Below are 4,872 nucleotides of genomic sequence, written 5' to 3'. Positions count from 1 at the left end.
GGCGGGGCGGCGCGGCGCGCCGGCTACTTGACCGAGCCTGCGGTGAGTCCGGAGACGACGTGGCGCTCGATCACCGCGAACAGCACGACGACCGGCACGATGGCCACCAGCGAGGCGGCGAACACGTAGTTCCACTGCACGCTGTAGGCGCCGATCATGTTGTTGATGCCGACCGTGAGCGGCTGCCGGTCGGGCGAGTTGGTGAGGGTCAGGCCCATGATGAACTCGTTCCAGGCCGAGATGAACGTGAAGATCACGGCGGTGACCACGCCGGGCAGCGCCAGCGGCAGGGTGACACGGAACAGCGCGCCCATGCGACCGTTGCCGTCGATCATCGCGGCCTCCTCCAGCTCCCTGGGGATGGAGCCGATGTAGGCACTCAGGATCCAGATCGCGAAGGCCAGGTTGAAGGCGGCGTTGGCGAGCACCAGGACGATCGGGGTGTCCAGCAGGTCCAGTGCGAAGAACTCCCGGTAGAGGCCGACCTGAAGGGCGGTGGGCTGGAACATCTGGGTGACCAGCACCAGCAGCAGGAAGGCCTTGCGGCCGCGGAAGCGCACCCGGGCGGTGTAGTACGCGGCGGGCAGGGCGACCAGCAGCACCAGCAGCGTCGAGCCTCCGGCCACCAGCAGGGTGGTCCGCAGGTTCTGGCCGAGCGTGGTGTCCGTCCAGACCCTGGTGAAGGCGGAGAAGTCGAACTGCGTCGGCAGGTAGGAGTTGTCCCGCAGCTGGCCGGCCGGGCGTCCGCCGGTGATCAGCATCTCGACGTACGGGAGCACGAAGAGCGCGGCGAGCGCCCAGGCCAGCGCGGTGAGCAGGACGGTCCGTGCGCGCGGGCGGTGCTTCGCCGGCGGCGACTGCGGGGTGGTCATCGGCCCTCCTCCTCGTTCCAGCGGCTGACCTTGAGGAAGACGGCCACCATGAGGACCACGACGACGAAGTTGACCACGGACATGGCGGCGGACTCGGCGACGTCGTAGCCGCGCAGCATGTACATGAACACGGTGGTGGTGGCGGTGTCGGTGTTCGGGCCGCCCTGGGTCATGCCCCAGATGACCGGGAAGGAGTTGAAGACGTTGATCAGGTTGATCACCAGACCGACCAGGAAGGCCGGGCGCAGCAGCGGCAGGGTGACCTTGCGGTAGGTCTGCCAGGGCGTGGCGCCGTCGACCCTGGCGGCCTCGTGGACCTCCTCGGGGATGGTCTGCAGGCCGGCCAGCAGGGTGTAGGTGGTGAACGGCAGTGAGACGAAGACGGCGACGAGCACCAGCCAGGGCTTCGCGTGGGCGGCGTCGCCGAGCCAGGCCTGGGAGCGGTCGATCAGGCCGAGGTCGAGCAGCAGCCGGTTGAACACGCCGGCGACCTGGTCGAGCATCCAGCGGAAGCCGATCGCGGTCATCAGTACGGAGGCGGCCCAGGGCGCGACGAGCGCCCAGCGGGTGACGCGACGGCCGGGGAAGTTCCGGTTGAACAACTGCGCCAGCGCGAGCGAGATCAGCATGGTCAGGCCGACGACGACGACCGTCCAGACGACGGTCCAGGTCAGCACTCCGGCCAGGCGGGGGTCTCCGAAGAGCTTGCGGTACTTGACCAGGCCGGCCGGGCCGTGGTCGGTGCCGGTGGTGTCGATCTTCCGCAGTGAGGTGGCGACCATCTCGACGACCGGCCACACGACCACGCCGAGGATGAGCACGATGGCCGGGGCCAGCCACGGCAGTGGCCCGAGCCGTTCGAACAGGGCACGGCGCCCGGGTGCGGGGCCCGGGCCCGGGGCCGACGGACGCTTCGGCGGCGCGGCCGGCCGGGCGGGTTCGCCGGGCCGGGCGTCTGTGCTGCTGGGGGATGACACGGTGTCGGGATTCCTTGTTCGCTCGTCCGGGTCACTCACCGGCCTGCTGCGCGGCCTTCTGGAGCGCGTCGAGGGTCTTCTTCGGGTCGCTGACCGCGCTGCCGATCTGCGTCTTGATCTGCGCGGAGACCGCCGGCCAGGTCGGGTCGCTGAGGGGGTAGAACGTGGCGGTGGGCAGGATCCGCAGGAACGGTGCCAGGGCCTGCTCGTCCGGGTCGGCCTGGAGCGCGGTGAGCGCGGACCGGGTGACCGGCAGCAGGCTGTACTCCTTGTCGAACCTCACCGCGTTGTCCCGGCCGTAGGCGAAGTCGAGGAAGGCCTTGATCTGTTCCTTGTGGCCGCCCTTCCTGAAGGCCATCATCCAGTCGGCGACGCCGAGGGTGGCCTTTCCGGTGCCGTCCTTGCTGGGCATCGCGGTCCAGGTGACGTCCATGCCCTTGAGGTCGTTCAGCTGGGTGGGGATGCCGTTGAGCATGCCGACCTTGCCGGAGGCGAAGTCCTTGGCCAGGTCGGTGCGGTTGACGGAGGCCGGGCTCTGCTCGGTCAGGCCGGCGTCCACCCAGTTCTTGAGCTGCCCGAAGGTGTCGACGTTGGCCTGCGAGTTGATGCTGTACCGGCCCTTGGCGTCCTGGTAGCCGCCGTGGTTCTCCAGCATCCAGATGAACGACTCGCCCTGCGCCTCCTCCTTGCCCAGCGGCACGCCGAGCGGGATCTCCACGCCGGCGTTCTTCAGCGCGGTGGCGGCGGTGGTGAGGTCGGCCCAGGTCCTGGGCGGGGCGGCCGGGTCGAGGCCGGCCTTCCTGAAGAGCTCGTTGTTGAACAGGAACATCCGGGCGCTGGAGATGAACGGGATGCCGTACCGGGTGCCGTCCTGCTCGCCGGCCTGCGCCATCGCGGGGAGCAAGTCCGCCGCGGTGCTGCCGGAGAGGACCTCCTGGGCCGGGTAGAGCTGGCCGTTCTTGGCGAAGTCCGCGTAGCCGCCGGTCTGCAGGACGTCCGGCTGGTTGCCGTTCTGCACCATCGTCTTGACCTGGGTGTCGATGTCGTTCCAGTTGATGACCTGGAGGTCGACCTTGATCTCGGGGTTCTGCTGCTCGAAGGCCGAGATCACGCCCTGCCAGTACGCCTGACTCGGGTTCTGGCCGTTGGAACCGTAGTCGGCGGCGACGAACCTGATCGTCGTCACCCCGTCGGCGGAGGTCGAACCGGAGGCCGAGCCCTTGCCGCATCCGGACAGTGCGAGCGTTCCGGCCAGGGTGGCCGCGGACAGGGCGAAAAGGCGCCGCTTCATCTCTGGTACCGCCTTTGCGAGTGGGGGCCGACCCCGCGGTGGCCCGGGTGGGGGATGGTGCGACCTGCACGAAGCTGCGCTGCATGACCACTGTTTGCTCAACATCGAGCAGATACGCCGAACTGAGTTTGCCTCGCCGGCCGGGTGCCGCAAGGCACTCGGTGGATCAGTATTGCTCACAGATGACGCGTTGGGCTATGAATAGAGCAGTTTCAAGCAGATGCTTGCAGCAGAAAGCGGCGCTCGGTGCGGACCTGTCCCCGAGCGCGCCGCCCGTGCCCCCAGCGAGGAGAGCCAGATGAGTCACGTCGAACGGGAGATCGCCAGCCAGCCGGAGTGCTGGCGCAGGGCACTGGAACTGGAGCCCGCAGGACTGCCCGAGCACGGCGAACGGGTGGCCGTGATCGGCTGCGGCACCTCGCTCTACATCGCGCAGGCGTACGCGGGCCTCCGCGAGGGTGCCGGCCTCGGTGAGACCGACGCCTTCGCGGCCTCCGAGTTCCCGGCGGCCCGGGCCTACGACCGTGTCGTCGCCATCACCCGCTCGGGAACCACGACCGAGGTGCTCGCCGCGCTGCAGCGCTGCGGCGGGACGCCGACCGTCGCGCTCACCGGCGACCTCGCCACCCCGATCGGCACGGCCGCCGGCACCGTGGTCGACCTGGAGTTCGCCGACGAGAAGTCGGTGGTGCAGACCCGCTTCGCCACCACCGCGCTGGCGCTGCTGCGCGGCCGCCTCGGGCTCGCCCCCGCCGACCTGGCCGCCCACGCCGAGCGGGCGCTGGCCGCCCCGCTGCCCGAACGGTCCACCGAGGCAGGCCAGTTCACCTTCCTCGGGACCGGCTGGACGGTCGGCCTGGCCCACGAGGCGGCCCTCAAGCTGCGCGAGGCCTCCGGGTCGTGGACCGAGTCCTACCCGGCCATGGAGTACCGGCACGGCCCGATCAGCGTCACCGGCCGCGGCAGCGTGGTGTGGTTCTTCGGCGAGCCGCCGACCGGGCTGGTCGACCAGGTCGAGCCGACCGGCGCCGTGCTGTCGGTGAGCGCGCTGGACCCGATGGCCGACCTGATCCGCGCCCAGCGGCTCGCCGTCGAACTGGCCAAGGGCCGCGGCCTGGACCCCGACCAGCCGCGCAACCTCACCCGCTCCATCGTGCTCACCCGGCCGTGACCGCGACGGCGATCGCCCTCGACGTCGGCGGAACCCACATCAAGGGCGCGGCGGTGGCCGCGGACGGCCGCCTCCGCCACACCGAGCGCTGGTTCACCCGCGCCGAACGCGGGCCGGAGGCCGTCCTCCAGACCGTCCTCGACCGCGCCGCCGAACTCGCCGGGCGCTTCCGCCCGGCCGCCGCGGGGATCGCCGTGCCCGGCATCGTCGACGAGGCGGCCGGCACCGCGGTGCTGGCCGCCAACCTCGGCTGGCGGGACCTGCCCGTCCGGCAGCTGCTGTCCGAACACCTGGGCATCCCGGTCGCGTTCGGGCACGACGTGCGGGCCGGGGGCATCGCCGAGGCCAGGGCCGGCGCCGGCCGCGGCAGCCGCGACTTCCTCTTCGTACCCGTCGGCACCGGGATCGCCGCCGCGCTGATGGTCGACGGGCGGCCGCTCACCGGTAGCCACACCCGGGCCGGCGAGCTGGGCCACCTGGTGGTGCGTCCCGGCGGCGAGCCGTGCGCCTGCGGCCGTCGCGGTTGCGTGGAGACCCTCGCCTCGGCGGCCGCCGTCGCCC

Annotated in this window: 5 protein-coding genes; 2 read left to right on the top strand and 3 right to left on the bottom strand. The window is 71.0% G+C overall.

Annotated features, from left to right (window positions below; all coding sequences use genetic code 11):
- Positions 1–23 precede the first annotated feature (23 nt).
- The 3 genes from AE652_RS07125 to AE652_RS07115 are packed head-to-tail and all read right to left on the bottom strand — an operon-like array spanning position 24 to position 3,140.
- A complete protein-coding gene (locus tag AE652_RS07125) occupies positions 24–872 on the bottom strand; it encodes a carbohydrate ABC transporter permease (RefSeq protein ID WP_049650318.1) in 849 nt (282 codons plus the stop codon).
- Positions 869–1,849 (bottom strand): carbohydrate ABC transporter permease, encoded by a 981-nt coding sequence (locus AE652_RS07120; RefSeq protein WP_082345398.1) that lies wholly within the window; start codon positions 1,847–1,849, stop codon positions 869–871. Before AE652_RS07120 ends, AE652_RS07125 begins: the two co-directional genes overlap by 4 nt.
- 31 nt (positions 1,850–1,880) lie before the next feature.
- Entirely contained in the window at positions 1,881–3,140 is a 1,260-nt protein-coding gene (locus AE652_RS07115; RefSeq protein WP_049650317.1) for an extracellular solute-binding protein, read from the bottom strand.
- A 298-nt stretch (positions 3,141–3,438) separates the two neighbouring features.
- On the opposite strand from AE652_RS07115, the gene AE652_RS07110 reads away from it, so the two are divergent.
- Both AE652_RS07110 and AE652_RS07105 read left to right on the top strand, forming a co-directional pair.
- Positions 3,439–4,311: an SIS domain-containing protein gene (locus AE652_RS07110; protein ID WP_049650316.1), complete on the top strand. Its 873-nt coding sequence runs from the start codon at positions 3,439–3,441 to the stop codon at positions 4,309–4,311.
- Positions 4,308–4,872, top strand: a 565-nt coding sequence (locus AE652_RS07105) for an ROK family protein (RefSeq protein ID WP_049650315.1), incomplete at its 3' end; no start/stop codon positions are given. The genes AE652_RS07110 and AE652_RS07105, both read left to right, overlap by 4 nt.

This window comes from Kitasatospora sp. MY 5-36 (assembly GCF_001182915.1).
Taxonomy (GTDB): Bacteria; Actinomycetota; Actinomycetes; order Streptomycetales; family Streptomycetaceae; genus Kitasatospora.
The sequence above is the reverse complement of the archived record's forward strand: the minus strand, read 5'-3'. Positions and strand labels throughout refer to the sequence as shown.